The 25,890-nt window shown below is 63.1% G+C and carries 25 protein-coding genes; 10 read left to right on the forward strand and 15 right to left on the reverse strand.

Annotated features, from left to right (window positions below; genetic code table 11):
* Nucleotides 1–14 precede the first annotated feature (14 nt).
* The 11 genes from dsrO to dsrA form a co-directional block, all read right to left on the reverse strand.
* Entirely contained in the window at nucleotides 15–806 is a 792-nt protein-coding gene (dsrO, locus tag QZY44_RS08315) for a sulfate reduction electron transfer complex DsrMKJOP subunit DsrO (protein WP_295444898.1), read from the reverse strand.
* Nucleotides 806–1,258 carry a sulfur reduction protein DsrJ gene (locus QZY44_RS08320; protein ID WP_295444901.1) on the reverse strand — a complete coding sequence of 151 codons (453 nt, stop codon included), beginning with the start codon at nucleotides 1,256–1,258 and terminating at the stop codon, nucleotides 806–808. The genes dsrO and QZY44_RS08320 overlap by 1 nt, the downstream gene beginning before the upstream one ends.
* Nucleotides 1,259–1,292: 34 nt before the next feature.
* On the reverse strand, nucleotides 1,293–3,257 hold the full coding sequence (locus QZY44_RS08325) for an NAD(P)-binding protein (RefSeq protein ID WP_295444904.1): 1,965 nt from the start codon (nucleotides 3,255–3,257) through the stop codon (nucleotides 1,293–1,295).
* A 104-nt stretch (nucleotides 3,258–3,361) separates the two neighbouring features.
* Entirely contained in the window at nucleotides 3,362–4,918 is a 1,557-nt protein-coding gene (gene dsrK, locus QZY44_RS08330) for a sulfate reduction electron transfer complex DsrMKJOP subunit DsrK (RefSeq protein ID WP_295444906.1), read from the reverse strand.
* 19 nt (nucleotides 4,919–4,937) lie between these two features.
* A complete protein-coding gene (locus QZY44_RS08335) occupies nucleotides 4,938–5,669 on the reverse strand; it encodes a respiratory nitrate reductase subunit gamma (protein WP_295444909.1) in 732 nt (243 codons plus the stop codon).
* 58 nt (nucleotides 5,670–5,727) lie between these two features.
* Nucleotides 5,728–6,066: a TusE/DsrC/DsvC family sulfur relay protein gene (locus QZY44_RS08340; protein ID WP_295444912.1), complete on the reverse strand. Its 339-nt coding sequence runs from the start codon at nucleotides 6,064–6,066 to the stop codon at nucleotides 5,728–5,730.
* A 35-nt stretch (nucleotides 6,067–6,101) separates the two neighbouring features.
* Nucleotides 6,102–6,410 carry a sulfurtransferase complex subunit TusB gene (gene tusB / locus QZY44_RS08345; protein WP_295444914.1) on the reverse strand — a complete coding sequence of 103 codons (309 nt, stop codon included), beginning with the start codon at nucleotides 6,408–6,410 and terminating at the stop codon, nucleotides 6,102–6,104.
* 10 nt (nucleotides 6,411–6,420) lie between these two features.
* Nucleotides 6,421–6,831 (reverse strand): sulfurtransferase complex subunit TusC, encoded by a 411-nt coding sequence (tusC, locus tag QZY44_RS08350; protein ID WP_295444917.1) that lies wholly within the window; start codon nucleotides 6,829–6,831, stop codon nucleotides 6,421–6,423.
* Between the two features lie 12 nt (nucleotides 6,832–6,843).
* Nucleotides 6,844–7,236, reverse strand: coding sequence for a sulfurtransferase complex subunit TusD (gene tusD, locus QZY44_RS08355; protein WP_295444919.1), 393 nt, complete (start codon nucleotides 7,234–7,236; stop codon nucleotides 6,844–6,846).
* A 14-nt stretch (nucleotides 7,237–7,250) separates the two neighbouring features.
* On the reverse strand, nucleotides 7,251–8,321 hold the full coding sequence (dsrB, locus tag QZY44_RS08360; RefSeq protein WP_295444923.1) for a dissimilatory-type sulfite reductase subunit beta: 1,071 nt from the start codon (nucleotides 8,319–8,321) through the stop codon (nucleotides 7,251–7,253).
* 76 nt (nucleotides 8,322–8,397) lie between these two features.
* Nucleotides 8,398–9,663: a dissimilatory-type sulfite reductase subunit alpha gene (dsrA, locus tag QZY44_RS08365; protein WP_295444928.1), complete on the reverse strand. Its 1,266-nt coding sequence runs from the start codon at nucleotides 9,661–9,663 to the stop codon at nucleotides 8,398–8,400.
* 1,078 nt (nucleotides 9,664–10,741) lie between these two features.
* Between dsrA and QZY44_RS08370 the strand changes: the two genes are divergently transcribed.
* Together QZY44_RS08370 and QZY44_RS08375 are read left to right on the forward strand one after the other, a co-directional pair.
* Complete coding sequence (locus tag QZY44_RS08370; protein WP_295444931.1) at nucleotides 10,742–10,966, forward strand: hypothetical protein; 225 nt, start codon at nucleotides 10,742–10,744, stop codon at nucleotides 10,964–10,966.
* A 186-nt stretch (nucleotides 10,967–11,152) separates the two neighbouring features.
* Complete coding sequence (locus tag QZY44_RS08375; RefSeq protein ID WP_295444934.1) at nucleotides 11,153–11,350, forward strand: hypothetical protein; 198 nt, start codon at nucleotides 11,153–11,155, stop codon at nucleotides 11,348–11,350.
* Between the two features lie 13 nt (nucleotides 11,351–11,363).
* Here the strand turns inward: QZY44_RS08375 and QZY44_RS08380 are convergent, their stop codons facing one another.
* The 3 genes from QZY44_RS08380 to QZY44_RS08390 form a co-directional block, all read right to left on the reverse strand.
* A complete protein-coding gene (locus QZY44_RS08380) occupies nucleotides 11,364–11,606 on the reverse strand; it encodes a thioredoxin family protein (protein ID WP_295444937.1) in 243 nt (80 codons plus the stop codon).
* 11 nt (nucleotides 11,607–11,617) lie between these two features.
* Entirely contained in the window at nucleotides 11,618–12,670 is a 1,053-nt protein-coding gene (locus QZY44_RS08385; RefSeq protein WP_295444940.1) for a permease, read from the reverse strand.
* Nucleotides 12,671–12,935: 265 nt separating this feature from the next.
* Nucleotides 12,936–13,493, reverse strand: coding sequence for a sigma-70 family RNA polymerase sigma factor (locus QZY44_RS08390; protein WP_295444942.1), 558 nt, complete (start codon nucleotides 13,491–13,493; stop codon nucleotides 12,936–12,938).
* Between the two features lie 207 nt (nucleotides 13,494–13,700).
* On the opposite strand from QZY44_RS08390, the gene QZY44_RS08395 reads away from it, so the two are divergent.
* Nucleotides 13,701–15,173, forward strand: a complete 1,473-nt coding sequence (locus QZY44_RS08395; protein ID WP_295444944.1) for an outer membrane protein transport protein — start codon at nucleotides 13,701–13,703, stop codon at nucleotides 15,171–15,173.
* 191 nt (nucleotides 15,174–15,364) lie between these two features.
* On the opposite strand, the gene QZY44_RS08400 is transcribed toward QZY44_RS08395, so the two are convergent.
* Nucleotides 15,365–16,015, reverse strand: a complete 651-nt coding sequence (locus tag QZY44_RS08400; protein WP_295444947.1) for an EF-hand domain-containing protein — start codon at nucleotides 16,013–16,015, stop codon at nucleotides 15,365–15,367.
* Between the two features lie 483 nt (nucleotides 16,016–16,498).
* Between QZY44_RS08400 and QZY44_RS08405 the strand changes: the two genes are divergently transcribed.
* The 7 genes from QZY44_RS08405 (at nucleotide 16,499) to QZY44_RS08435 (ending at nucleotide 25,443) form a co-directional block, all read left to right on the forward strand.
* Complete coding sequence (locus QZY44_RS08405) at nucleotides 16,499–17,215, forward strand: response regulator transcription factor (protein WP_295444949.1); 717 nt, start codon at nucleotides 16,499–16,501, stop codon at nucleotides 17,213–17,215.
* 3 nt (nucleotides 17,216–17,218) lie between these two features.
* Nucleotides 17,219–18,556, forward strand: a complete 1,338-nt coding sequence (locus tag QZY44_RS08410; RefSeq protein WP_295444951.1) for an ATP-binding protein — start codon at nucleotides 17,219–17,221, stop codon at nucleotides 18,554–18,556.
* A 264-nt stretch (nucleotides 18,557–18,820) separates the two neighbouring features.
* Nucleotides 18,821–20,101 carry an FAD-dependent oxidoreductase gene (locus QZY44_RS08415; protein ID WP_295444953.1) on the forward strand — a complete coding sequence of 427 codons (1,281 nt, stop codon included), beginning with the start codon at nucleotides 18,821–18,823 and terminating at the stop codon, nucleotides 20,099–20,101.
* A gap of 1 nt (nucleotide 20,102) precedes the next feature.
* A complete protein-coding gene (locus QZY44_RS08420; protein ID WP_295444956.1) occupies nucleotides 20,103–22,358 on the forward strand; it encodes an FAD-dependent oxidoreductase in 2,256 nt (751 codons plus the stop codon).
* Nucleotides 22,358–23,002 (forward strand): 4Fe-4S dicluster domain-containing protein, encoded by a 645-nt coding sequence (locus tag QZY44_RS08425; RefSeq protein ID WP_295444959.1) that lies wholly within the window; start codon nucleotides 22,358–22,360, stop codon nucleotides 23,000–23,002. The genes QZY44_RS08420 and QZY44_RS08425 overlap by 1 nt, the downstream gene beginning before the upstream one ends.
* Nucleotides 23,003–23,012: 10 nt before the next feature.
* Nucleotides 23,013–23,915 (forward strand): CoB--CoM heterodisulfide reductase iron-sulfur subunit B family protein, encoded by a 903-nt coding sequence (locus QZY44_RS08430; RefSeq protein WP_295444962.1) that lies wholly within the window; start codon nucleotides 23,013–23,015, stop codon nucleotides 23,913–23,915.
* A 67-nt stretch (nucleotides 23,916–23,982) separates the two neighbouring features.
* The gene (locus QZY44_RS08435; RefSeq protein WP_295444965.1) at nucleotides 23,983–25,443 is read left to right on the forward strand and encodes an FAD-dependent oxidoreductase; all 1,461 of its coding nucleotides are present in this window, start codon (nucleotides 23,983–23,985) and stop codon (nucleotides 25,441–25,443) included.
* Nucleotides 25,444–25,890 lie beyond the last annotated feature (447 nt).

Below are 25,890 nucleotides of genomic sequence, written 5' to 3' on the forward strand. Positions count from 1 at the left end.
GTCCACTGTTTGGGCTAGAGGCCCGCGTAACGTACGCCGGTGTTGAGCGCCAGGTCCTCGCGGAGTTGGCGGCTGGACATCGCCTTCAGCGCCAGGCTGATGGGGCTCGCCGGGTCCTTCATGTCCCCAAAGACGATGGCGCCGTGGCCGGCGGCCGTGCAAGCATCGACGCAGGCGGTGGACGCGAGCCCATGGTCACGCCGGCTGACACATAGATTGCAACTCTCCACGCAGCCCTTGCCGCGTGGGACCCCGGTCAGTTGATCGTGCACGGCCTCGTGAATGAAGCTGCGCGCCTGGTAGGGGCAGGCCATCATGCAGTAGCGGCAGCCGATGCAGACATGTCGGTCCACCACCACGATCCCGTCCGCCCGCTTGAACGAGGCCCCGGTCGGGCAGACGTCCACACAAGGGGGGTGCTCGCAATGCTGACACATGAGCGGCAGGTTGGTCACCCGCCCGGTCAGGTTGTCCGCCAACTTGGCCTTGCGGAGCCAGACCGCCCGCTGGTCGGCCCACGCGGCCGACGACTGGGCGGCCGGCTTGGTCTGACGGTCGAGCCCGTTCTCCCGGGCGCAGGCATCGACACAGTCGCGACAACCCTCCAAGCACTTGTTCGTGTCGATCAACAGGCCCCAACGCGCGGCGGCGGTGACTGGCACGCCTTCAGTCCCAACGGCAGGGGCGGCATCGGCGAGGTGCAGGACGACCCCGGGTGCCGCCACCGCCGCCGTCACCCCCGCCGCCAGGCCGAACCAGGCTCGGCGCCCCTGGTCGATCGTCTCTTCTGGGTGCTGTTGCTTCATTATTGATTGGTCCGGCGTAGGTCGTTCTCGGGCATGCCACCAGCCGCTTCGCTCAGTGGCGCACCCCGGGGCACCGCGGCATGGCAGTCGAAACAGTCGACCTTGACGGCGGCGAAGGCGTGGCAGGCAGAGCAGAACTGGTGTTTTTCGTTGACGGCCACCGGCTGGCCATCGGCGGCGCGGCTCACGTGACAGTCGATACAACCGGCCAGGCTGTCACGGGTGCCGCGGATGCCCTGGTGAACCGTGGCGTCACGTTGGTGTTTGATCAGTTCCATATGGTTGCGCCGCATGAACGCCGTGGGCGCGACGCAGTCGTCGAGCGCGGCGGCCCGTGAGCCGGGCCGCACGTAGCACTGCCCATCACCCGCCAGGACGCACTGAGCGACCAACGCACAGCACAGGCCGAGCAGGATAAGACCGGCCCGGGTTGGGATCAGACCGCTCACCATCCCACACATCCCAAATGCATTGGCCCGCGGCCACTCACTCACCCAGCCCCATTTTGATGTAGCCGGTGGGGCAGACGTCCGCGCAGATGTGGCAGCCGATACACTTGGCATAGTCGGTGGCGACATAGCGACCGGTGGTCCGCTCCGACTTGGGCGTCCGATAGACGGCACCCTGCGGGCAGTAGATCACGCAGTTGTCACACTCGAAGCACAAGCCGCAGGACATGCAGCGCTTGGCCTCGTCGAGCGCCTGCACATCCGTGAGCCCGATGACCCGTTCCTTGAAGTGACCGAGCACCACTTCGGCCCCCGGTACCTGTTCCTCACGCACGTTCTGCGGGTGATAGTTGAAGTGACCGAGGAACAGTTCGTCTTGCGCGATGACCTCGGCGCTGGAACGATCGTCATAGTTATGGACGGCCCAGTTGCCGTCATCGGTGCCGCGCAGGTCACCCCGGGCCTCGATACTGAAGGGCTCGGGGGTCCGCTTGACCTCGGCCAGTTTGTCCAGCAGGTTGAAATGATGGACGTCGACCTTGGGACGGCGGCGTTTCTCGGCCTGGCGCAAGTAGGCATCAATGGAGTCCGCCGCGACCCAGGCCTGACCGATGGCGGTGGTCAGGAGGTGTGGGCGGATGATGTCACCGGCGACAAAATGGCCGGCGCGCTCCGGCACCTGGCCAAACTTGTCCGCGTTGATGAACCCGCGGCCGTTGTCGAAGGCCGTGAGGCCAGTCAGGTCCCCACCCTGGCCGATGGCCGAGACGATGAGGTCCGCCGCGAGGACCCGCTCGGTCCCCTCGACCGGGCTGGGACGCCCATTGGTCAGCCGGCAGTCGGCGACCTTGAGGCCGGTGGCCCGACCGTCGCCCCCCACGATCAACTCTAACGGCATCACGCCGTCGAGGATGGTGACACCCTCGTAAGTGGCGTCATGGACCTCGTGCTCGGAGGCGGTCATCTGCGCGCGGGCGAAGAGCGATGTCAGGGTGACCTCGGCGCCCTCGGCCGCGGCGCTCAAGGCGGCATCGTGTGCGACATAGCCGTCGTGCACCACGGTTTCGGGCAGTTCCCGGTGGCCGGCCTTGGTGATGTGACCGAGGCGGCGCGCCACTGAGACCACGTCGATGGAGGTGTCCCCGCCCCCGACACAGACCACCCGCTGCGCCGTGACCTTCATCCGGCCTTCGTTGAAGGCCTTGAGGAAGGCCACACCCGAGACACAGTTAGGTGTGCCCTCCCAGCCCGGCACCGGCAGCCCACGGCCACTCTGGCAGCCGATCGCCCACAGCACGGCGTCGAAGTCACGCTCCAGGTCGGCGACCTGCACGTCCACCCCGACCCGGGTCTTGAAGCGGACCTCAATATCACCTAAGTCCAGGATGCGCTGGATCTCCGCGTCCAGGTGGCCACGCGGCACCCGGTAGCCGGGGATGCCGTAGCGGAACATGCCGCCCAGGCGTTCATTGGACTCCAAGATGGTGCAGGCGTGGCCCTTGCGCCGCAACTGATAGGCGGCGGCCAAGCCAGCAGGCCCGCCGCCGATGATGGCGACACGCTGCCCGGTCAGCGGGGGCGCCGCGGCAAAGCGATAACCGTTGGCAATGGCAGTGTCGCCAATGAACTGCTCCACCGCGTTGATCCCGACCGCCGACTCCAGCTCGGTGCGGTTACACCCGGACTGACAGGGCGCCGGACAGACCCGGCCCATCAGGGCGGGGAAGGGGTTCGCATCGGTGGCGCGGCGAAAGGCGTATTCCTGCCAGGTCAGATCCGACGGCGGCTTCTCCTGCTGGCGCACAATCGCGAGCCACCCCCGGATATCCTCACCGGACGGACAACTGGCCTGGCACGGCGGTGTCTTATGGATATAGGTGGGGCACTTGTGAGAGCGATCCTGGGCAAAAATCTTGTCGGTCCAGGACTCCCAGTCCTGCTGACCGTCCGCGTAGCGGCGCCAGGAGGGCTTGGTGTTGATCTCGTGAGCGGGGGTCGCCATCGCATGTCTCTCCTAACCAGCCGAATACTGGGGGTTGTTATCACTGGACAGCCCGATTCCAAGCACCGCTGCCGCCGGATCCGGCGTCAAACCAGCGGCCGGGCTCACTGCGCATCATCCTCGTCGTCAGCGCGGCCCTGCGCCCCGTCGTCATCATCAGCGTCGTCATCCCGCGGGGTGAGAATGATGGCGTTCGACACCAGTTGGTGGAGACTGATGACCTGGTCCATCTCCATGCCATAAAAGGGCAGGATCTTGGTGAACTGGCTCTTGCAGATGGCACAGATGGCGACCATGTGCGTGACGCACTTCTCTTGGATGACGTTGTTCAGCGCCTCCATCCGTGGCTTGGCACCTTTGACCCGCAGTTCGATCAGGTCGTCGGTGAGTAGCCCGCCGCCGCCGCCGCAACAAAAGGTCCGGTCGCGGATGGTCTCCTCGTCCATGTCATAGAAGTGGTTACAGGTGGCGCGGATAATGGCTCGCGGGATCTCGAACTGGCCGCCCGGCGTATCGCCCATGCGTGAGGCGCGCGCGACGTTGCAGGAGTCATGGAAGGTGAGCACCTTGTCGTCGTTGTGGCTCTTGTCGAGCGTCAGCCGGCCCTGTTGGATGAGGTCGTAAGTGAATTCGCAGATGTGCTGGGGCACCGGGTAGCGCGGGTCGAGAAAATCCCAGGGACCGGCCAGGCTATTGAGAAAGCTATAGCCGACGCGCCAGGCATGACCGCACTCGCCGAAGACGATGCGCTTGACCTTGAGCTGGATGGCGGCCTCACGGATGCGCAGCGCCACCTTGCGCATGTTCTCGTAGGACCCGATGAAGAGGCCAAAGTTGGCGGCCTCGGAGGCCAATGAACTGAAGGTCCAGGTGAGGCCCGACTCGTGCATGACCTTGCCATACCCGATCAAGCCATCGACATGGGGCTCAGCAAAGAAGTCGGCCGAGGGGGTGACGAACAGCACCTCCGCACCCACCTGGTCGATCGGGTAACGCACGTGCACCCCGGTGTCGTCGAAGACGTCCTCCTCGAGCCCCTCCAGGGTATCGATCAGGGCCGGCCCGGGCAGCCCCAGATTATTGCCGATCTTATAGACCTTACCGATGATCTCATTGCAATATTTCTGCCCGACGCCGATTGCGTCCATGATCTCCCGGGCGGCCATGGAGACCTCGGCGGTATCGATGCCATAGGGGCAGAACACCGAACAGCGGCGACACTGGGAGCACTGATGAAAGTAGCTGTACCAATCGTCCAGGACCTCTTTGGTAAAATCCTCGGCACCGACCAGTTTGGGGAACAGTCGCCCGGCCGAAGTGAAATACCGCCGATAGACCTTGCGCATGAGGTCCTGGCGCCCGACCGGCATGTTCTTCGGGTCCTGGGTGCCCAGGAAATAGTGGCACTTGTCGGTGCAGGCACCGCACTTGACACAGGAATCCAGATAGACGCGCAGTGACCGATAGCGGGTGAGGAGCTCGCCCATCTTCTCGATCGCCCGCTCTTGCCAATTCTCAACCAACTCACCGGGGAAACCCAGCGGCGCCTGAAACTCAGGTTTGGACAGGAAAGGCGAACTGTGCGCCATCGTCCCGGGCGTGACCGGAGGCACCTGCGGGTACTGGCACAGCGTCGGGACTTTAAAGGTGGCCTTAGCCATGATTCAACCTCGTGTGCAGTCAGGGGCGCTCAAGACGTGAGGCCCAGGCAACGAGATGTCGACGCTCCCGGGGGTTGTCCACCTGGTTGCGCGTCGGGCTGAAAAAGAGCCCGGGGGCATGCAATAACTTGCTATACGGGAAGATGACCATCAGACCGGCGACCAACGCCAGATGGAACAGCAGCACGGGATCGGCCGGCAAGGGATTGAGAGTGAAACGGTAGAGGCCGATGATGAAGGTCTTGACCGCCACGATATCGGTATGGACCAAGAAATGGATCATCAATCCGCTCGCCCCGATCAGGAACAGAAGTGCGAGCATCAGGTGGTCGGCGCATGCGGAGATATAGCGCACCCGATCCACCAGGAAGCGCCGTGCCCACAGGCCCGCGAGGCCGATCATCATGGCGAATCCCGCATAGACGCCGAACGGTTGAATGAACTCGATGAACGCCGGAACCGGGTTCAGGAAATAACGAAGGTGGCGCAAGGTCACCAGGAAAAGTCCAAAGTGAAACAGCCAACCGAACATCCAGGTCCACTTGTTACCGCGAAACAGGCTCTCGAACAAGACCACTTCACGCGTCATCCGCAATACTACCCCGCCCCGGGCCGTCGGTGCCGGGGTGGTCGGGATCTTGAGCGGGGCCGGCGTAAGGGTATACTGGACAACCTTGTAGGTCAGCCCGGAGACAAACACCAGAGCGGCACCATAGAACACGTAGGCATAGAGTTCAGTCAGAAACGGCATACGCTACCTCAGTGGGACCTGGCGCCGGGCGCACATGGCCGTGCTGCCAAACCAGCGGTCAGACGCAGCCGGTCGGCTTCGGCAGGCCGGCGAAGCGGCATGCCTGCTTGGCCGGGCCGTAAGGAAACAGACTGTACAGATACTTGCTGTTGCCCTTCTCCGCACCCAGCTTCTTACCCACCGCCTTGGTGAGCACGCGCACCGCGGGGGCGATCTGGTACTCCTCGTAGTAGGCGCGCAGAAAGTTGATGATGTCCCAATGATCATCGGTCAGTTCCAGGTTGTCCTGCTTCGCCATCACCGTGGCGACGCCGGGCACCCATTCGTTCAGGTCGGCCAGATAGCCCTCTTCATCCACGGCCAAGTGTTTGCCATCGACATCGATTGTGTCAGCCATTGCGATTCTCCAGAAACGTTTTATAGGTTCAAAAACTACAGCCAGGCCTGAACCTTGGCGCTCTGCACGGCCAGCTCCACGAATCCCGCGTAATCAACGACGTCGATACCGGGAAGCAGGCGCTCAGCGGCAAACCCCCGCGCCTTCAGATCCGGGCCAAGCACATAGACTTTAACCCGCGCCAATGCGGCCGTAACCAAAGGCACCGCACTGGTGCCTCGTAGCCCGGCGTAGACGCCGTCCTCGATCAGCAGCACGGCGGCGCCGGGCGCGGCGACTTTCAGGCAGGAGGCGAGCGAATTGCGCTCGAAGGGTGATTTGTTGACGGTGTGCAGGATGCTCATGGAACCCCCGTTAGAAGCTGAATACCACGTCGGCCGCGTCCATCAGAGCCGTGACGCGCGGCGCATCGACCACCGTGACGATGTTCTCGACGGTCTCTTGCGTGTCGGGGTCGTCCCAGGCGATCCGCATCAGGTCGTCCGGCATGAGACCGCGCGCGGTCAGCGACTCGCCGTCGACGAAGATGGACTTGACCTCGTAGTCACCCAGGGTGCGGTAGGTCGGGGAAAAGTTCTTCATCCCGATCCCGCTCGGATCCTGTCCCTTGATGAGCTGATAGACGCCGTCGTCCATGAACAGCAGACTCACCTCCTGATCGAAGGCGGCACCGATCAGGACCACCTCCAGCGACTCCCACGCATAGACGGTACCGTAGGGTGCCTTTCGGTTCAGGTACAGGAATTTCTTAATTGTTTCCGACATGACCTGCGCCCCTCAGTCGCCGAAGACGACGAGACGATCGGCCTGGATCGCCGCCTCGACCAACTGTCCCAGACCGGAGATCCGAAATCCGGGGTGGATATTCGTCGCGTCCTTCTTATTACGGGTCGCCTCACCCTCGTCCACGACCCCGCGACGCTGGGCCGCGGCCACGCAGACCACCAGGTCCAGGTCATACTGCTCGGCCAGGGCCGCCCACCGGTTGACGATGTGCCGGTCATCCTGGGGCGGGGTGGTGAGTCGCGTGGCGTTGTTGACCCCGTCGTGATAGAAAAAGACACGGAAGATCGCGTGCCCCTGCTCCAACGCCGCCTTAGCGAAGAAGTAGGCGGTATCCGCCGCCTGATGCTGGTAGGGTCCCTCATTGATCTGAAGTGCAAACTTCATGGCGACCTCGGGGCTCAGAAGCGGATATAGGACGAGCTGTTGAAGCTCGCACGGGCGCCGCGCCAGGTATCGATGTGATACTTGGTGAACGGCAGGTCCACTTCCTCGAAGAAGCGGGGCCAACCGATGCGCTCGATCCACTCATTGATGCGTTCCCAATCCCGCGCGCCGGCCTTGTACGCCTTCAATATCCGCTTCACGATGGCGGTGGCCTCCGGCCAGCGCGGCGGATTGTTGGGGATACCGGCCGCCACCAGCTTCTGAAAGGTCGGCTTGCCGCGGGCATTGGAGTGATTGCCGCCCACCCAGATGGCGAGCTTGGAGTGCTCGGGATCATTGATCTGCATCGGCGGGCACGGCGGATAGCAGGCCCCGCAGCAGATGCATTTACGCTCATCCACCTCGAGCGACGGCTTACCGTTGACCATGGCCGGGCGAATCGCCGCGACCGGGCAGCGGGCCACCACCGTGGGGCGTTCGCAGATGTTGGCCACCAGGTCGTGGTTGATGCGCGGGGGCTTGGTGTGTTGGACATTGATCGCGATGTCACCCTGCCCGCCGCAATTGATCTGACAGCAGGAGGTGGTGATATGCACCCGATTGGGCATCGTGGCATTGCGGAACTCATCGATGAGTTCATCCATCATCGATTTCACCACCCCGGAGGCGTCGGTCGCGGGGATGTCGCAATGCAGCCAGCCCTGGGTGTGGGAGATCATCGCCACCGAATTCTGCGTGCCGCCGACCACGAAGCCGGCCGCTTCCAGGGCCGCAATCAGGGGGACCACCTTGGCTTGGTCCGCGACCAGAAACTCGATGTTGGAGCGCAGCGTGAAATGGACATGACCCTCGCCAAAGGCGTCACCGATGTCGCAGAGCGTGCGCAAGGTAAAGACGTCCAGTATACGCTGGGTGCCGGCCTTGACCGTCCAAATCTCATCACCGCTCCAGGCCACGTGACGGAGCACCCCAGGGCGCGGGTGCTCGTGATATTTCCACTGGCCGAAGTTCTTGCGCATCACGGGATGCATATACTGCCAGGGGTCCGGGCAGCCGGATTCGATCGGCTCGCGCGTGTCGGCCATCGCCTGTCCTCCAGTCAATCAGCGAGTTATTCGTCAGAGCCCGGTGGCCGCCTGGGCGGGGCGGCCCAACAGGCGGTCAGAGGTCAGCGCCGGGGCCGGCCTCGGCGAGGCGCGCATACCAGGCCGCCGCGGCTTCGTCCCACTCGTCCGTGCGAATATAGGAGGACTGGCGGGGGTGGCTCAGCATATTCGGGTCAGGCGGGATGCCGATCCCATCGAGAAAATTGGCAAGCCCGATTCGCTCGATCATCTCGCCGCAGCGCTCGTGCTCCAGCCCGTTATCGGCCCAGAACTCGATGATGGTCTCGGCGAGTTCTACCAGTGAGGCGTAGTCCTCCTCGGTATCCAATTTCTTGAAGGGGACCACGACGGTGCCCATCAGGTCGCCGATCTTGAGTGTGCGCTTGCCGCCGATCAGGATGATCACGCCCTTGTCATCGCCGGGATGCAGGGCCTTGGGCATCACGTTCAGGCAGTGCATGCAGCGCACGCAGGCGCGGTTATCCACTGTGATGGTGTCGTCGTCATTCAGGCGCACGGCCTGGGTCGGGCAGCGCGTGACGACATTGTCGATATAGTGCTGGCGGCCCTTGTCTTTGACGTAGTTCTGCACCTCACCCTGGTCGATCTTCAGGTCGTCGCGCCAGGTGCCGAGGATCGCGAAGTCCGAGCGCTCGATGGCATTCTGGCAGTCGTTGGCGCAGCCGGAGACCTTGAACTTGAATTTGTAGGGCAGTGCCGGGCGGTGCACATCATCGACGAACCGGTTGACCAGCATCCGATGGGCCTTGAGCTCATTGGTGCAGGACATCTCGCAGCGGGCCGCGCCGACACAGGACATGGCGGTCCGCACGCAGGGGCCGGCACCGCCCAGGTCCCAGCCGTAGGCATTGATCTCGTCGAAAAACGGCTGGGTGTTCTTGGTGTCGGCGCCGATGAACATGATGTTGCCGGTCTGACCGTGGAAGGTGATCAGGCCGGAACCGTATTTCTCCCAACTATCGGCCAACTGGCGCAGCATCGCGGTCGTGTAATGGTTACCCGCCGGCGGCTGCACGCGCAGCGTGTGGAATTCCTTGGACTCCGGGAAGACCTTGGCGACCTCCGAGAAGCGCGGGATAATACCGCCGCCGTAACCGAGCACAGAGACGGTGCCGCCTTTCCAATAGCCCTTGCGCGTTTCATAGGAGTGCTCCAATTGTCCGAGCAGGCTATTGGACATCCGGTTGATCCGCTCGTCCGGATGTTGATCACGCAGACGTTTGATTCCGGAGACAAAGCTCGGCCATGGACCGGTCTCCAGTTCGTCGAGCATCGGGGTGTCGTGTTTCTCGATCGCCATTGCGCTGTCGCTCCTCTCGGGTCATTCAAAACAGGGGCATCCTGCGTTTACGTGGGACCTGCACAAACGCGGTCCGTGCCCATGAGCAGCAGCGGGCTGTTGCGCCCCATCGACTCACACCAAGACGCGATGATCGGCAGTCACTGGCTGCCGCCCATGGCGAACGGATCGAGGGCCGCTAGTCCCCTGAATACGTGGGCGTGAGGGTATTTTGCCGGGGGGCTAACGGCCCGAAGCCGCGCAGGCAACAGGCAGAGGGCATCCGACACGTCGTCAAGCCATTCGTGCAGGTGGGTGGCGAGCCGCCAGCGGGGCCCTTCAGGCACACGTCGAGGCGTAGCCCCCCGGAACGGAGCAAGCCGCAGCAATCAAGGTAGCCGCTCGACATCCAAAATCCTGGCGCCGGTAGGAGCCCCATCCTAATATCACGAGGGAAGACGTGACTGACCGAATGATGTCTGTTGTGCCCATGGCCTGGTGCCGGACGCAGTGGTATCTGTCGGCCATCAACCAGCCGCAACTCGCTGTTTATAAGTGATTTAAAGGCGCAGCAAGCCCCATTCTGGATTCTGACCAAACTGTTGCCACTGCGGGTTTATACCCATCTCTGTAAGGCATATTTGGGATTTTTATGATATTGGTGTGATGTTACGAAAAGGAGGGATCTATGTCAACAGGCGCTAATATAACGGTTTACTTATTTTGCAACGCCTCGCAATGTGGACGCATCCCGCCCCCTGGGCCAGCGCAGTCCTCGCAGCACGTTGTGACACCTGGCATCGTCCAGCAGCATTGTAGGAAAGATTGTCAGCCTGACTCTGAGGCTTGCGCAGCTAGCTAGCGACCCACCAAAATCATGTAAGGGCTATATTCTACAAAATTTTTTGTAGCTCCCTGACGCGCAGGACAAGCCACACAAGATTAGCATGATCCCCTCTTTGTTGGCTGCTCAACCTTGAGCTGCGGTTGAGTCCGGCCCGGAGTTGACCCGGACTAGAACCGGATGGTATGTTAAAGCATAAGCAAGTTCTAACTTACTCGTCGAGATAGCAACCAAACCCTATTCGGGGAGACGCTCATGAGCGACCTACAAGCGTTGAAGGCAGAGAAACAGGCGCTGATCGACAAAATGATCCAGATGCAACAGCAGTTCATTGGACGCGAGCATCAAAACGGCTTCAGCGGCAGAGACTACTGGGCCGCGAGCGCAGGACCGCTGTTGACGTATCGTCAGGAATACAGTGATCTGGCCAGCCGCGTAAGGGGCTTGGCCCACCAGATCATCGGCTCGTCGAGTCTCTAACCCAGGTGGCCAAAGACGCCAGATGGTAATCTTGTACGCGCGCTGCCTCTGCTCGAATCACGAGCATTGACCAAACTGCTCAGGCCCCGAACCCCTGTCGAGTGGCAGGTCGGAGCAGCAGGTCGGCAGCGGCGCGAGCAAGCCTCAGGCCCCGGCAACTTTCCCAACTAGACGCGCGGAGCGGAGATGAATCAGTTCTACTATGATAACGTCACGAAGATGGAGCAGATGGCTGTCGATGACGAGTACACGCAGGGCTGGCAGTGCGGCTTCCTGCAAAACCCCAGGCGTGAGGAACAGCGACTGACCGATGCCTATGAGGCCGGTTATGCCGATGGAGCGGAGAAGAACACCGACAATTTCGGCAAGTGGGTCAAGGGCTGATCCGGATCCACACTCAGACCGTAGGCGCGAACCAGCCTTCCACCTGCTTGCGGTCCGGTATGCCACCGGCGTGGACAACCTGACCGTCGATTACCACCCCGGGGGTGGACATGACCCCATAACGCACGATCTCGGCGAGTGCCTCGACCTTCTCCAAGGCGATGGCGACACCCTTAGCCTTGGCGACGTCCTCAATCAATTGCGCCGTGGTCTGGCAGTTACGGCAGCCGGAACCAAGAACTTTGATATCTTTCATAATCCAGATCCTCATAGAATGAGATTGAAGACATAACCGACCAGCAGAATACCCGCCGCCACAACCCCGACGAAGGTGGCGATCAGCGGCCACTTGAGCACCTTGCGCAGGATCAGCATCTCCGGCGCTGAGAGCGCGATGACGCTCATCATGAAAGCGAGCGTGGTGCCGAGTGCCGCCCCCTTGCCGATCAGGGCCTCGACGATCGGCAGTATTCCCGCGGCATTGGTGTACATGGGCACGCCGAGCACCACCGCAGCCGGTACCGCCCACCAGACATCGCGCCCCATGAAGCTGGCCATGAAGTCTTCCGGCACAAAGCCGTGGATGGCCGCGCCGAGCCCGATGCCGGCGAGGACATAGGGCCAGACCTTGCCGACGATCTCGCGCACGTGACGCCAACCGGCCTCGAAGCGCTCGACCCAGATGTACCCCGTGCCGCTGGGGGCCACCGCCGCACCCTGATGGATGGCACGCACCCAGTCCTCCAGATAACACTCCATCTTGAGCTCGCCGATGATGAGCCCGGCCACGATGGCGATCAGCAGCCCCATCCCCAGATAGAGTGCCGCCACCTTCCAGCCGAAGAGGCCCAGCAGGAGGGCGAGGGCGATCTCGTTGATCATCGGCGCGGCGATCAGGAACGAAAACGTAATCCCCAGCGGCACCCCGGCCGAGAGAAAGCCGATGAAAAGCGGCACCGCCGAGCAGGAGCAGAAGGGCGTGACTACACCTAAGCTGGCGGCCATGGCGTTGCCGATCCCCAGCCGCCGCCCGGCCAGCAGGGCCCGGGTGCGCTCCGGGGCAAAGAAGGTCTGGATCACACCCATCAAGAAGACGATGCCGGTCAGCAGGAGCAGCACCTTGGGGGTGTCATAGAGAAAGAAGTGGGCCGCCTCGCCCCAGTGAGTCGCGCGCGACAGTCCCGCGGCCGACACCAGCAGGTCGGCGAGGTCGGTGAGATGCCAGTAGACCGCCACCCACAGCGCGGCGGCCAGGGGTAGGCCCCAGAGCCAGGGGCGCAGGGCGCTGGTCTCGGGGGTGGGGGCGGTTTTTGGGGTCATGGTGGGGGTCTCGGTCGGACAGCAGCGATCAGCGCTTGGTCATGCTGAAGACGGTGGTCAGGACAAAGGTCAGCAGGGCGGCGAGGGCTAGCGTCGTCACGGTCAAGCCCTCGGCCCGCCGCGCCCAGCCAATGCTTTGATTCTGATCATGGATAAAATCCCTCAGCGGGGGTCATGCAAGCAGGCAGATTGCCCGCTACATGGAAGGAGACGAACGCGACGGCAAAAAGATGCAGGGCGCCGGAAAGCCGGGCGGCGCAGCCGATCAAAGCGGGGTAACAGGCGGCGTCCGCGGGACGAAGCAGCACACCCGGCCGGTCGCGTCCAGGCGCACCTGGCAGGCGGTGGACAGGTGCTCGTGCAGGCGCTTGCGCGCGCGTTGCACCCGCGACTTGGCGCCAGGCAGGGTCAAGCCCTTGAGTTGGGCATAGGCTTCCTGGTTCATCCCCTCCAGATCGCAGAGGGTGAGCGCCTCGCGGTCCTGCGCCGACAGCTCCGCCAGCGCTCGCGGCAGGCAAGCGGCCAGGGTATCCACGGGCACCGGCTCCTCACAGGGGGCTGGCAGATCATCGGGTAGCTCCACATGATCCTTTTGCCGGCGCAGATGGTCGGTCAGGATGTTGCGTGCCACCGCGAACAGCCAGGCGCGGGCGTTGACCAGCTCGCAGAACAGCTGATGGCGGCCCAGGGCCTTGATGAACAGGTCTTGCAGCAGATCCTCGGCCTCGTGGGCATCGCCCACTCGGCGGGTGAACCAGACGCGCAACTCGCGCTCGTGCTGGCCCCAGGCGGTCATCAGGCAGATCACAAGACCTCCGGTCATTAACTCTTCCCGTTCTTGCAACGAATTTAGATCGAGGTTTGCCGGTCCCAACTGGCCGGCGGCCGGAAACCGAGCGAAAAGGCCTAATGATCACAAGACTATTGCGATCTTTCCAGGATTAGCAATAATTATGATAGATTTCCCTCGGCAAGAAAAATTAGCAACGGCCCCTGCGGGCGCCGCTGCATCATAATCCCGGGGGACCCCATGTCTGCTTCCAGAATCTCAGCCGTCTCGCTCGGACTCGCTTCCGCGCTGACGTTGACTACCGCTCAGGCCACCAACGGCTACATGTCGCACGCCTATTCGCCGGCGGCCAAGGGCATGGCCGGCGCGGGCGAGGCCACCTTGGCGCAGGATAGCCTCAGCATCGTCGGTAACCCGGCCACGCTCGCCAAGCTCGGGCAGCGCCTCGACCTGGCTGCCGCCTTGTTCAGTCCCTCGCGCGAGTACCGGGGTATCACGCCCGATGCGGCCACCGGCGCCTACGCGCCGATCGGCAGCGGTAACGGCACCGGCACGGTCAAGAGCGAGAATCAGAATTTTCTGATCCCCAGCTTCGGCTACGCCCATCCCCTGGACGCCAAGAGCACCGTCGGCCTGGCCCTGTTCGGCAACGGTGGCATGAACACCGACTACCGCAGCGGGAACACCATGCTAAATCTCGGCACCTATGGGGGTAACAACGGCTGCGCCAATCCGCCGCATGGCCCGGGAAACCCGTGCGGCGCTCAGGTTCCGGGGACCAGCCTGCTGGGTGGCGGCAACACTGGCGTCAACTTGTCCCAATTGGGTATTGCCCTCGGCTACGCCCGGCGGGTCATGGACAATCTCTCGCTCGGCGCAAGTTTTCTCGTTGGCTATCAGACCATTGAGATACGCGGCGTGGGTGGTTTCCAGGGCTTTACCCAGACCTTCACCCAGAGCATGATCGCCAACGGCGGCCGCAGCGCCTCATCGCCCGTGAACCTCACCGACCGGGGTACGGATTCGGCCTGGGGTTACGGGCTCCAGCTCGGTGCGCTGTGGGACATCACCCCCCAGTGGACCCTGGGGCTGTCCTTGCGCTCCAAGACTTACATGAGTAAGTTCAAGAAATATTCTGACCTCTTAGCCGAGGGGGGCGACCTGGATGTCCCGGCGGCCGGGACCATCGGCCTGGCCTTCAAGCCCAACAACCGGCTCACCCTGGCGCTGGACGTGCAGCAGATCTGGTACAGCGATGTGCCCGCCATCGGCAACACCAACCAACTGGCCCAGCGGTGCGACGTCAATGCCGCCTTCGGGCCCACCGCCTCCGGCTCCAGCTACAACCCCAGCTATTGCCTGGGCGGTCGCAACGGTGCCGGCTTCGGCTGGCGGGACATGACCGTATTGAAGCTTGGTGTGCAGTATCTGGTGACCGACGCCCTGACGCTGCGCGCGGGCTACAGCCACGGCAACCAGATCATCAGGAGACAGGAGATTGCCTTCAACACCCTGACCCCCGCGGTCATCCAAGACCACTGGACCCTGGGTGCGACCTACCGCCTGCGCAAGCAATACGAGGTGTCCTTCTGGGGTATGTATGCCCCTGAAAAGCGCGTCAGCGGACCCGGCGCCTTCACCGGCACCCAGTCGGCGTCGATCTCCATGTCCCAGTACGAACTTGGCCTGAGTTTCGGCTGGCTGATCAACTGACCTGACACCAACGCCGTGGCGGAGCCTGGACCGCTCCGCACGGTGCGCCCGGCGTCCCTCAGCGGACATTTTTTTCCACAATAAAAAACAAGCACTTCAGCCGGCTTTGCCGGGCTTGCCGGGCTTGCAGTGCAATCAGTTGCTGGCGTTGCGGGTCCCTGCGCCACAGCGTGCCAGCACCCACTGAGGTATCAGGGCTGTTGCATCATTTGTTGGCGATGCGCTGCCTGGCTGGCGGCGAACTCGGCTGGAGTCACCCGACCATCACCATCAGTGTCGATGGTACTGAACGCCGGTGCGTTGCCGGCATTGCGCATCGGATACCCCTGGGCCGCCCGCTCCGCCATCCGCTTGGCCCGCGCTTGAGTAAATTCCGTTTCAGTCAGAGTGCCGTCCCCGTTGAGGTCGAACTCGGCGAAGGCCGGCATGTTGCGGCCCATACCCATGCCGCGACCGCCCCCCATACCGGCGCCGGGACCCGTTCCGGGCGCCATACTTGGGCCAGCCCCCCCGGGACCCGGCCCCATCCCGGGACGCCCCTGCATGCGCGCCTGGCGTCCGGCCTGGAACTCCTCGGGGGTGAGTCGGCCATCACCATTCTGGTCAAAGTCGGCGAAGGTCGGTGCGGTGGCAGCCCCTCGCATGGGTGCGCCCTGGGCCGCGCGCGCTGCCATGCGCTCCGCGCGAGCGGTCGCGAACTCCTGCTCGGTAACGACCCCGTCACCGTTCTTATCCATATCTGCGAACGTCATGGGGCCGGGCGATACCGGAGTCTGGGCCAGCAGGGAACCGGGTAACCCCAGGCATACCATAGTCAGGGTAATCAGCACACGCGTTTTCATGATGTCTACCTTTCAAGAGTCGATGGAGTGTTAGCCTTCAGTGTCCCAGCCGTCCCATGCCGCGTCCATGCGCTATCCCACCCTGCCCATGTCGGGCCTCGTAGCCGGCGCCGTAGGGCAAATCCCCGCAGTGAGCACCAGGTCCGACGGCGCCTCTTGGGCGGCCGGGTTGCTCACCCGGTTTCGGTAGCCTCGCGCTAGCCTCGTCGGCAGGCGAAACCCAGGTCCTGGTCACTGCCTCACTTGGTACGGTGGGGTCCGGCGGCCCGCTTCCCTCTCCCGCTGCGTCCTGACCCCAGACCACAGCGGCGAGAGGACAGAGCAGGGCAAGGAAGGGCAAACGAGTCATGATCGGGGGCCTCGGTGATGACAATACTCATTCTAGGCGCACCCTGTAGCAACGCCTTGTCAGCGGCGTAGCGGTCTGTATCAGTGTGTAACGGTGTGTATCCGCCCGGTCTTTGCGCCGTGTTCTCGGCTAAGATGACGACATGCCCCCCCACTGCCCGCATTCTGGTGGTAGACGACGATCCCGCACTGCGGGACCTGCTGTGCGCCTATCTCACCGACACGGGCTTTGCCGTGGACCTGGCCGGCGACGGGGAGGCGATGCGCCGCGCCATGCAACAGGCCATGCCGGACGCCATCGTCATGGACCTGATGCTGCCCAACGAAGACGGGTTAGCCCTCACCCGCGAACTGCGGACACATTGCGCCGTGCCGATCCTGATGCTGTCGGCCCGCGGCGAGGAGATCGACCGGGTGGTCGGGTTGGAGCTGGGCGCCGACGACTACCTGGCCAAGCCCTTCAGCCCGCGGGAACTGCTGGCCCGCCTGCGTGCACTGTTGCGGCGTTCGCAGGGTGCGGGGCCGGCGCCGGAGTTGGAGGGGGAGTGCTTCGGCCCCTATCGGCTCGACCGGGCGGCCCGCCGACTGCTGTGCGCCGATCAGGACCTGGGCCTGTCCGGTGCCGAATATGACCTGCTGAAGGTCTTCATCGAACGGCCCAATCGGGTGCTGCCCCGGGACCTGCTGCTGGATCTGCTCAAGGGCTATGAGCGCGACCCCTACGACCGCACCGTCGACATCCGGGTGGCACGCCTGCGCCGCAAGATCGAGCCCGATCCCGCGAACCCGGTCTATGTCCGCACCGTGCGGGGCGCCGGCTATCTGTTCAATCCGCGCGGCACCGAATCTTAAAGTATGTCCAGGAATTTAAGCCTGCGCCAGCAAAACGCGCTGCGGCTCACTCTGATCTTCGTGCTGTTCACTGTGCTGACGACGTTGGCGGTGGTCTTCCTGCTCATGCAGCCCCTGGCCAAGCGGGCGACTAGCGATCTGGCCGGACTCATGGTGCTCGCCGCGCAGACCTGGGGCGAACTGCCGCCGGACACCCGCCCGGCCTTCGAGCGCGAGCTGATGGCCTCCCACGGGCTGACGCTGGCCGTCGCGCCACCGGCGGGGGCCACCCAGACCGCCTGGCACGGCATCTATGTGCGGGAGCTGGAGACACAACTGGCGCAACGCACTGGAGAACCGTTGAATTTTGCGAGTGTCGAGGCGGGGACCGAGCCCTGGTTGTGGGCCGGATTGCCGGTGGGCGGACGGACCCTGTGGCTGGGATTCCCGCGCAGCCGCGTCGGTCCCCAGCCGTTGGCCGCCGCCCTGGTGACCCTGTCCGCCGCGCTCATCCTGGCGGGGGTTGCGGCTTGGTGGCTCGGACGCAGTACGGTCGCGCCACTCAAAGGGCTCGCGGCCGCCGCGTCCGTCCTCGGCCGGGGTGCGACCCCGGAACTCCTACCCGAAACCGGACCACGGGAGCTGGCAGCCCTGGCCAGGCGTTTCAACCAATTGGCCCGTCAGGTCCACGACCTGCTGGAGGCGCGCACCACCCTGCTGGCCGGTCTGTCGCACGACCTGCGCACCCCGCTGGCGCGGATGCGACTCGCCCTGGAGATGATGGAGCGCCGCCCCGACCCGGCCTGGATCGAGCGCCTGGAAACCGATGTCGATGAGATGAACCACCTGGTGGGGGATGTCCTGGAGTTGGCCCGCGGCCTGGACGGCGAGGCCGCAGCGCCGGTCGACTTGGCCGCTTTGCTGGAGACCCTGGCCGGCCGTGCCTGGGAGGCGGGCGCCGAGGTCGCGGTGCAGTGTCAGGACCTGCGGATCAGCGCCCCGCCCGCGGCGCTGCGACGGGTGCTCGGCAACCTCCTGGCCAATGCCCAGCGTTACGCCGGCGACGGACCGATCGAACTGCGTGCGCAGTGGCACGACGGCGCCTGTCTGATCGGCGTCATCGATCAGGGTCCAGGCATCCCGCAGGACCAGATCGAGGCGGTGTTCCGCCCCTTCCACCGGGTGGATGCCTCGCGCAGCCCGGCCACCGGTGGCACCGGGCTGGGGCTGGCCATCGTCAGACAGCTGGCCCAGGCCAACGGCTGGGAGGTCTGCCTGGAAAATCGCCAAGGCGGCGGGTTGGCGGCCTGGGTGCGCGTACCGACCGCTCGGGTCCACCGGCCCGTCGGGGGTGAACAATGACAGGTGGCAAAGGTACCCACCAACCGCCTTGCTCGACGCCCTGCACGGGGCTAAGATAGGGGACATAAGTATTTAAGCAAGCGCTTATCTTTTCTCGAATGATTGAATTTCCTGTCCGTTTTCGAGATTCGACTGTTGAAATGACTCGCTCAAACGAGTGATATTTCTTGATCCCGCTTCGTTTGCCATGTCAATGACCAGGGAACAGGCGACAAGAGCGCCCAAAGTACCTGACCGTTTCGTAACCTGTGCAGTGGAGATTCCATGACGGCACCTATCGCGACTAGCCAGACGATTCTTGTGGTCGGCGGTGGCATCAGCGGCATGACGGCGGCACTCGAGGCAGCGGAATGCGGGCGGGACGTGGTCCTGGTCGAGCGCAGTCCCACCCTGGGTGGACGCACTGCGCTGTTGTATCGTTATTTCCCCAAGATGTGCCATCCGACCTGCGGGCTAGAGATCAATCTGCGGCGACTCAAGGCCAATCGCCGCGTGCGGGTGCTGACCATGACCGAGGTGGCGGGCATCACCGGCCGGCGCGGCGATTACCAGGCGACGCTGAAGATTCGGCCACGTTATGTCAACGAAACTTGCACCGCCTGCGGCGATTGTTCGGCCGCGGTCAGTGCTGAAATCCCCAATCCTTATAACTACGGGCTCGACAAGATCAAGGCCGCGCACCTGCCGCACGTGATGGCGTATCCGCAGCGCTATCTGCTCGACCCGTCGATCATTGGTACCGCCGACGCCGATCAGGCCAAGGCGGCATGCAAAGTCGGTGCCATCGATCTGGAAATGCAGGAAGAGACGGTCCAGCTTGCGGTCGGCGCCGTCCTCTGGGCGACTGGCTGGAGGCCCTACGATGCCGCGAAGATCCAGCCTTACGGATATGGACGCTTCCCCAATGTGATCACCAGCGTCGAGTTCGAGCGGCTGGCCGACCCATCCGGGCCGACCGGCGGCAAGCTGCTGCGGCCATCCGATGGCAAGGAGGCGAAGAACATCGCCTTCATCCAGTGTGCCGGGTCACGTGACGAGAACCACCTGCGCCACTGTTCGCGCATCTGCTGCATGGCCACGCTGAAACAGACCCAGTATGTACGCGAGGCGCTCGGTGACACGGCGCAGTCCACCGTCTATTACATCGACATCCGCTCCATTGACCGCCTTGAAGATTTTTACCAGATGGTCCAGCGGGATGCAACCGTCAAGTTCGTCAAGTCCAAGGTTGCGCGGATCGCGCAGGCCGACAACGGCGACCCGATCTTGCACGGGGTCGACACCGAGGGCTATCACCGCTACGCCACCGCGCACGACCTGGTGGTGCTGGCGATCGGCATGGAACCAGAGTCCAATGCCATCGCACTACCGCAGGATGTGATCACCGACTCGTCCGGCTTCATTGAGGGCTCGCCCGATGGCGGCATGTGCGGCGCGGGTTCAGCATCCAGCCCGCTCGACGTGAACCGCTCGGTGCAAAGCGCGACCGGCGCGGCACTGCGCGCGATCAAGGTCATTTACCAAACAGCCAGCGAGGAGGCATAAGGTGGCAGACAAGAAATTTGCTGCGTATCTGTGCGCCGGCTGCGGTCTCGGAGAGGTGCTCGATCTCGGGACCATGGAGAAGGTGGTGAAGCGCGAAGGTAAGATGCAGGTCATCAAACGCCACGACGTCCTGTGCAGCGCCGACGGCGTCCAGGCCATTCGTGACGACATCGCCAACGAGGGCGTCACCCATGTGCTGATCGCGGGGTGCTCGCGCCGCGCCAAGACCGAAGCCTTCGATTTCCCGGAGACCGCCATGGCGCGCGCCAATCTGCGCGAAGGCGTCCTCTGGGTCGTCGCGCCGGGTACGGACCATGACGAAGTCCGCCAGGAGATGGCCGACGACTATATCCGTATGGGGTGCGCCGAGCTCAAGAAGATGGCGGTGCCGACCGGCAACCCAAACTGCGCATCGAACAAGCGCATCCTGGTCGTCGGTGGCGGCATGTCTGGCCTGACCGCGGCCATTGAGGCGGCGGAGACCGGCTACGAGGTGCTGCTGGTCGAAAAGGAACCGCAACTCGGCGGCTGGGCGGCCAAGCTGTACAAGCGCGTGCCCTTCCGCGAACCCTATGCCGAGCCGCAGGACACGGGCCTGGCCGAGCTTATCGCGCGTGTCGAGGCACATCCCAAGGTTCGCGTGCATTTGGCCTCCACCCTGGCCGAGACCGCCGGCGCACCCGGCCGCTTTGCGGTCAAGATCGCTACCGAGAGCGGCGCGGTCACACAGGAGATGGTCGGCGCTATTGTTCAGGCCAGTGGCTTTTCCACCTATGACCTGGCCAAGCTGCCCGAACTGGGTGGCGGCCTGCCCAGCGTGGTCGATCAGGCCGGGCTTGAGCAACTGGCCAAGGCCGCCAACGGCGGTGTCATCCAGCGTGCCGATGGCCAGGCGGTAAGCAGCGTAGTGTTTGTCCAGTGTGCCGGCCAGCGTGACGCGAGCGGTACCCATCTGCCCTACTGCTCGGGTCACTGCTGTGCCACCAGCGTCAAGCAGGCCATGTATTTCAAGGACGCCAACCCGGACGTCGATACCGTGGTACTGTACACGGATCTGCGTATGCCCGGCATGGGCGAGGACTTTTACCGCAGCGCACAGAGCAAGGGCGTGATCTTCACCAAAGGTCAGGTGAGTACCGTCAAGGCCGCAGGTACCGGTTGCAGCGTCAACTTCCGCGACCTGATCCTGAACGAGGAGGTGACGCTCGGCGCCGATCTGGTGGTGCTGGCCACCGGCCAGGTACCGAACTCCGGTGTCAACATCGACCTGTTGGCGGAGCCGGCGGCAGCGGAGCAAACGCCCACGGATGAGGCATCCGCGACCCCGGTCGAGCCGGCCGCGGCCCTGCCGCCATCCATCCTCAACCTGACCTATCGCCAGGGTCCTGACCTGCCACAGCTCAAGGCCGGGCTGACCGACTCGCACTTCATCTGCTTCCCATACGAGACGCGCCGCACCGGTATCTACGCGGCCGGCCCGGTACGCCGGCCGATGGACATGCTGCAGGCCACCGACGACGCCACCGGCGCCGCGCTCAAGGCCATCCAGGCGGTAGAGAACGCGGCGCTGGGCCGCGCCGCGCATCCGCGTTCGGGCGACCTGTCCTACCCGATCGTGCGTCTGGAAGGGTGTACCCAGTGCAAGCGCTGCACGGTGGAATGCCCCTTCGGCGCCATCGACGAGGACGAGCGGCGCTTCCCGGTGTTCAACGAATCGCGCTGCCGTCGCTGCGGCACCTGCATGGGCGCCTGCCCCGTACGCGTGATCGCGTTTGAGAACTATTCGGTCGATACCGTGGGCAGTCAGATCAAGTCGCTCGACATGCCTGACGAGTTCTCCGAACGGCCGCGCATCCTGTTGCTGGCCTGCGAGAACGATGCCTATCCGGCCCTGGACATGGCGGGCGTCTCGCGCATCTGCTATTCCGCCTTCGTGCGCGCCATTCCGGTACGCTGTCTGGGCTCGGTCAATACCATCTGGATCACCGACGCGCTCAACAGCGGCTGGGACGGCGTGATGCTGATGGGCTGCAAGCGGGGCGACGATTACCAGTGCCACTTTGTGAAGGGATCGGAACTGGCGCACTATCGCCTGAGTAAGATCGACGACACGCTCACGCAGTTGAGCCTGGAGACCGAGCGCGTGGCCAGCTTTGAGGTCGCCATCACCGACAGCCGGCGCGTAGCGGCTCTGATCAACGACTATGCGGAGACAATCAAACGCATCGGCATGTCGCCGCTAAAGGGGTTCAACTGATGCACGCACTACGCACCACCGGCCACCAGACCATTCCCGCGGTGGCGGCACGCTACCGCAACAACTTCTTGAAGGAAGTCGAGGCGCATGTCGAGGACGGCGAATGGGTCAAGATGTGCATGCAGTGCGGCGTCTGCGCGGGCTCCTGCCCGCTCGGTGCCCATTGGGAACACCCGCCGCAGGAGCTCTTCATGATGATCCGCGCCGGCAAGCGCGCTGAAGTGCTCACTTCGGACGCGATGTGGATGTGTACCTCCTGCTATAACTGCGTGGTGCGCTGTCCCCGCAAGCTGCCGATCACTCAGATAATGCATGGCATTGCCAGCTATGCGCAGGAGCTCGGGTTGGCGCCCGAGGTGCAGCCGACGCGGGATTTTTCAATCCAGTTCTGGAAAAACTGCACCAAGACCGGCCGGGTCAATGAGATGAAACTGACCGTCGGCTTGTATTTCAAGGATGGCCTGGTGGCGGGTATCAAGCAGGTCATGAACATGCTCCCAGTCGCCCTTGGCCTGATGAAGGCCGGGCGGCTCAACCCGTTCGAGCTATTGCGCGGCCACAGTCCCAAGGACCAGAAGGGGATTGCCGCAATGCTGAAGAGGGCCCGCGCAATCGAGGCGCAACGCGCGCCCGTCACCCACTGAGGAAATGACCATGGCCCAGAAAGAATACGCGTTCTATCCCGGCTGCTCCTCGCAACGCAAGGCCTCCGCCGCCAACTATATGACCTCGGTCGCGGCGATGTGCAAGACGCTGGACATCAAGCTGACCGACATCCCCGACTGGAACTGCTGCGGCGCCTCCATCGCCTATGCCGGCGGCGGCGAACTGGAGCGCGTGGTGATGAACGCGCGCAACTTCACCCTGGCAGCCAAGCACTTGCCGGACCGGGACATCGTCGCCACCTGCGCCGCCTGCTGGCTCAATTCGCGCGAATCCAAGGTCAAACTCGATGGCAATCCGCAACTGCTGGCGCACGCCAACGAGGCGCTGAAAGAGGCTGGACTCCACTACCAGGGCAGCGCGCCGGTGCGTCACATGGTGGAGGTGCTGATCGAGGACTTCGGCTACAAGGAGCTCAAGAAGCCGGTGGTCACGTCACTCGCCGGCATCAAGTTTGCCGGCTATGTCGGCTGCCAGACCAATCGTCCATTCGGTATTGCCGGCGAATCGTTCGAGAACCCCATGTATCTCGACAAACTGGTCGAGGCCATGGGCGGCGAAGCGCTGACGGCTTATGACCAAAAGGTCACCTGCTGCGGTGGCGCATTGGCCTTCTCCGAGCCTGATAAGAGCCAGAAGCAGATCCGTGACGTCGTCGAATCGGCATACGACCACGGCGCCGACATGCTCGTCACGCCCTGTCCGCTATGCCAGGCCAATGTCGAGGTCTACCAGTCCGAGATCAACCGCAAGCAGGGTACCAACTTCCACCTGCCGATCGTCTATTACTCGCAGCTCATGGCCGTCGCCTATGGCGGCTCAGTCAAAGCGGCCGGCCTGGATGGGCATATCATCGCGCCGACCAGATTGCAGGAGATTGCGACTAAGAAATAGGTTTGACAGCCGCCCCCCGACTTGATAGCGTGATCCGGCCACAATAACTACGAGGGGGACTAAAATAATGGCACGTATTGTTATACTTGGTGCCGGCCTGTCCGGACACACCACGGCCCGTTACCTGAGTCTTTGGCTTAGCAAGGAGCATCGAATCACGGTAGTCTCGCCAAAACCCAAATGGAATTGGATCCCGTCCAATGTCTGGGTCGGCTGCGGTGAGATGACCGTCGAGCAAGTGACGTTCGCACTGGCACCGATCTATAAGAAGGCCGGCGTAGAGTTTCTGCAAGCACGGGCGGTCTCGACCCATCCAGAAGGGGACGCGAACCGCGAGCGCCCCTTTGTGCGCATCGAGTATACCGAGCCCAACCGCATCGGCGAGACCGAGGACGTGGACTATGACTATCTGGTCAATGCCACCGGTCCCAAGCTCAACTTCGGCGGCACCCCGGGGCTCGGCCCCGACCGCGGCCACACCGTATCGGTCTGCACTCCCGAACACGCAGTGGAGGCTAATGCCCAGTTGCAGGACTGCATCCTGGCCATGAAGAAGGGCGAGCGTCGGCGATTCGTGGTCGGCACCGGTCATGGTATGTGTACCTGCCAAGGGGCTGCCTTTGAGTATCTCTACAACATCGATCATGCGCTACGTCAGGCGGGCGTCCGTGACCAGGCTGACATCACCTGGATCAGCAATGAATATGAGCTGGGTGACTTCGGCATGGGTGGTGTGCATATCACCCGTGGCGGCTATATTACCAACGGCAAGGTCTTTGCCGAGTCACTGATGGTGGAACGCGGCATCAACTGGATTACCCGCGCTGCGGTCAATAAGATCGAGCCTGGCAAGCTCCATTACGAAACCCTGGACGGGACCTATCATCAACTGGACTTCGACTTTTCGATGCTGATCCCGCCCTTTGCCGGTGTGGGGCTTAAGGCCTTTGACAAGACCGGCGCCGATATTACCAGCGAGGTGTTTGCTCCCAGCGGCTTCATGAAGGTGGATGCCGACTACAAGCCGAAACCCTATGAAGACTGGAGCAAGCACGACTGGCCGCGGACTTATCAGACACCCAAATACAAAAACGTATTCGCGGTGGGAATTGCCTTTGCCCCGCCGCACCCGATCAGCAAGGTGATGCTGAGCCCGAACGGCACTCAGATCAGCCCGACGCCGCCGCGTACCGGGATGCCGTCGGCCGCCATGGGTAAGGCGGTTGCCGCGAATATCCGCGATCTGGTCAAGGGCAAGATCAAAGAGCCGATCTACACCGCCTCCATGGGCGAGATGGGCGCCGCCTGCGTCGCCTCCACCGGCTCCGACATTTTCAAGGGCACGGCGGCGACCATGACCGTGTTTCCGGTGGTGCCCGACTATGAGACCTATCCGGAATACGGCCGCGACATGAGCCTGACCTTCGGCGAGATCGGTCTGGCCGGGCATTGGATGAAGTGGATACTGCACTATGTCTTCATGTATCAGGCCAAGCTGCGACCCGGCTGGTCAGTGCTGCCCGATTGATGATCGGCGTTAAGTGTTGATCCGCATGATGAGCCCCCTACCCCGGGTAGGGTCCGCCAATCGCTCACTTTTTACTGTGCCCTGTGGAGACAAGACATCCGTGACCAGCAAGAAGACCGTTAAGAACAGAGAGCCCTATCAACCGTCTTATTACCCACCGGTGCCAACCCCCTTCGTTAAGTACATGCGTACCTCGTTGGCTTGGCAGTTCATTCGCTTCTGGATCATCAATTACAAAATATTGAGGCTATTGATGAAGTCGAGTCACTGAGCGCCGCGTGAGACACCGGATGTCACCCATTGATCAGGGTCGATCTGGACGACGACGAAAGCGCAAGACGTAAAGCGGCGGTGAGCAAAACGTACTCGGGAGGAGACGATGTCCGGACACGACAGGCACAACGCCGCATCCGGCCGCAGCGCGTAAGTGGCCACTCGTCACTGAAC

Origin of the sequence: uncultured Thiodictyon sp. (genome assembly GCA_903837595.1) — a bacterium.
In the GTDB taxonomy this organism is placed as follows: Bacteria; Pseudomonadota; Gammaproteobacteria; order Chromatiales; family Chromatiaceae; genus Thiodictyon.

What these genes read in the sequence shown, in the direction of transcription:
- dsrO (WP_295444898.1), bottom strand. Translation starts at nt 806, where the DNA reads ATGAAGCAACAGCACCCAGAAGAGACGATCGACCAGGGGCGCCGAGCC.
- QZY44_RS08320 (WP_295444901.1), bottom strand. Translation starts at nt 1,258, where the DNA reads ATGGTGAGCGGTCTGATCCCAACCCGGGCCGGTCTTATCCTGCTCGGC.
- QZY44_RS08325 (WP_295444904.1), bottom strand. Translation starts at nt 3,257, where the DNA reads ATGGCGACCCCCGCTCACGAGATCAACACCAAGCCCTCCTGGCGCCGC.
- dsrK (WP_295444906.1), bottom strand. Translation starts at nt 4,918, where the DNA reads ATGGCTAAGGCCACCTTTAAAGTCCCGACGCTGTGCCAGTACCCGCAG.
- QZY44_RS08335 (WP_295444909.1), bottom strand. Translation starts at nt 5,669, where the DNA reads ATGCCGTTTCTGACTGAACTCTATGCCTACGTGTTCTATGGTGCCGCT.
- QZY44_RS08340 (WP_295444912.1), bottom strand. Translation starts at nt 6,066, where the DNA reads ATGGCTGACACAATCGATGTCGATGGCAAACACTTGGCCGTGGATGAA.
- tusB (WP_295444914.1), bottom strand. Translation starts at nt 6,410, where the DNA reads ATGAGCATCCTGCACACCGTCAACAAATCACCCTTCGAGCGCAATTCG.
- tusC (WP_295444917.1), bottom strand. Translation starts at nt 6,831, where the DNA reads ATGTCGGAAACAATTAAGAAATTCCTGTACCTGAACCGAAAGGCACCC.
- tusD (WP_295444919.1), bottom strand. Translation starts at nt 7,236, where the DNA reads ATGAAGTTTGCACTTCAGATCAATGAGGGACCCTACCAGCATCAGGCG.
- dsrB (WP_295444923.1), bottom strand. Translation starts at nt 8,321, where the DNA reads ATGGCCGACACGCGCGAGCCGATCGAATCCGGCTGCCCGGACCCCTGG.
- dsrA (WP_295444928.1), bottom strand. Translation starts at nt 9,663, where the DNA reads ATGGCGATCGAGAAACACGACACCCCGATGCTCGACGAACTGGAGACC.
- QZY44_RS08370 (WP_295444931.1), top strand. Translation starts at nt 10,742, where the DNA reads ATGAGCGACCTACAAGCGTTGAAGGCAGAGAAACAGGCGCTGATCGAC.
- QZY44_RS08375 (WP_295444934.1), top strand. Translation starts at nt 11,153, where the DNA reads ATGAATCAGTTCTACTATGATAACGTCACGAAGATGGAGCAGATGGCT.
- QZY44_RS08380 (WP_295444937.1), bottom strand. Translation starts at nt 11,606, where the DNA reads ATGAAAGATATCAAAGTTCTTGGTTCCGGCTGCCGTAACTGCCAGACC.
- QZY44_RS08385 (WP_295444940.1), bottom strand. Translation starts at nt 12,670, where the DNA reads ATGACCCCAAAAACCGCCCCCACCCCCGAGACCAGCGCCCTGCGCCCC.
- QZY44_RS08390 (WP_295444942.1), bottom strand. Translation starts at nt 13,493, where the DNA reads ATGACCGGAGGTCTTGTGATCTGCCTGATGACCGCCTGGGGCCAGCAC.
- QZY44_RS08395 (WP_295444944.1), top strand. Translation starts at nt 13,701, where the DNA reads ATGTCTGCTTCCAGAATCTCAGCCGTCTCGCTCGGACTCGCTTCCGCG.
- QZY44_RS08400 (WP_295444947.1), bottom strand. Translation starts at nt 16,015, where the DNA reads ATGAAAACGCGTGTGCTGATTACCCTGACTATGGTATGCCTGGGGTTA.
- QZY44_RS08405 (WP_295444949.1), top strand. Translation starts at nt 16,499, where the DNA reads ATGACGACATGCCCCCCCACTGCCCGCATTCTGGTGGTAGACGACGAT.
- QZY44_RS08410 (WP_295444951.1), top strand. Translation starts at nt 17,219, where the DNA reads ATGTCCAGGAATTTAAGCCTGCGCCAGCAAAACGCGCTGCGGCTCACT.
- QZY44_RS08415 (WP_295444953.1), top strand. Translation starts at nt 18,821, where the DNA reads ATGACGGCACCTATCGCGACTAGCCAGACGATTCTTGTGGTCGGCGGT.
- QZY44_RS08425 (WP_295444959.1), top strand. Translation starts at nt 22,358, where the DNA reads ATGCACGCACTACGCACCACCGGCCACCAGACCATTCCCGCGGTGGCG.
- QZY44_RS08430 (WP_295444962.1), top strand. Translation starts at nt 23,013, where the DNA reads ATGGCCCAGAAAGAATACGCGTTCTATCCCGGCTGCTCCTCGCAACGC.
- QZY44_RS08435 (WP_295444965.1), top strand. Translation starts at nt 23,983, where the DNA reads ATGGCACGTATTGTTATACTTGGTGCCGGCCTGTCCGGACACACCACG.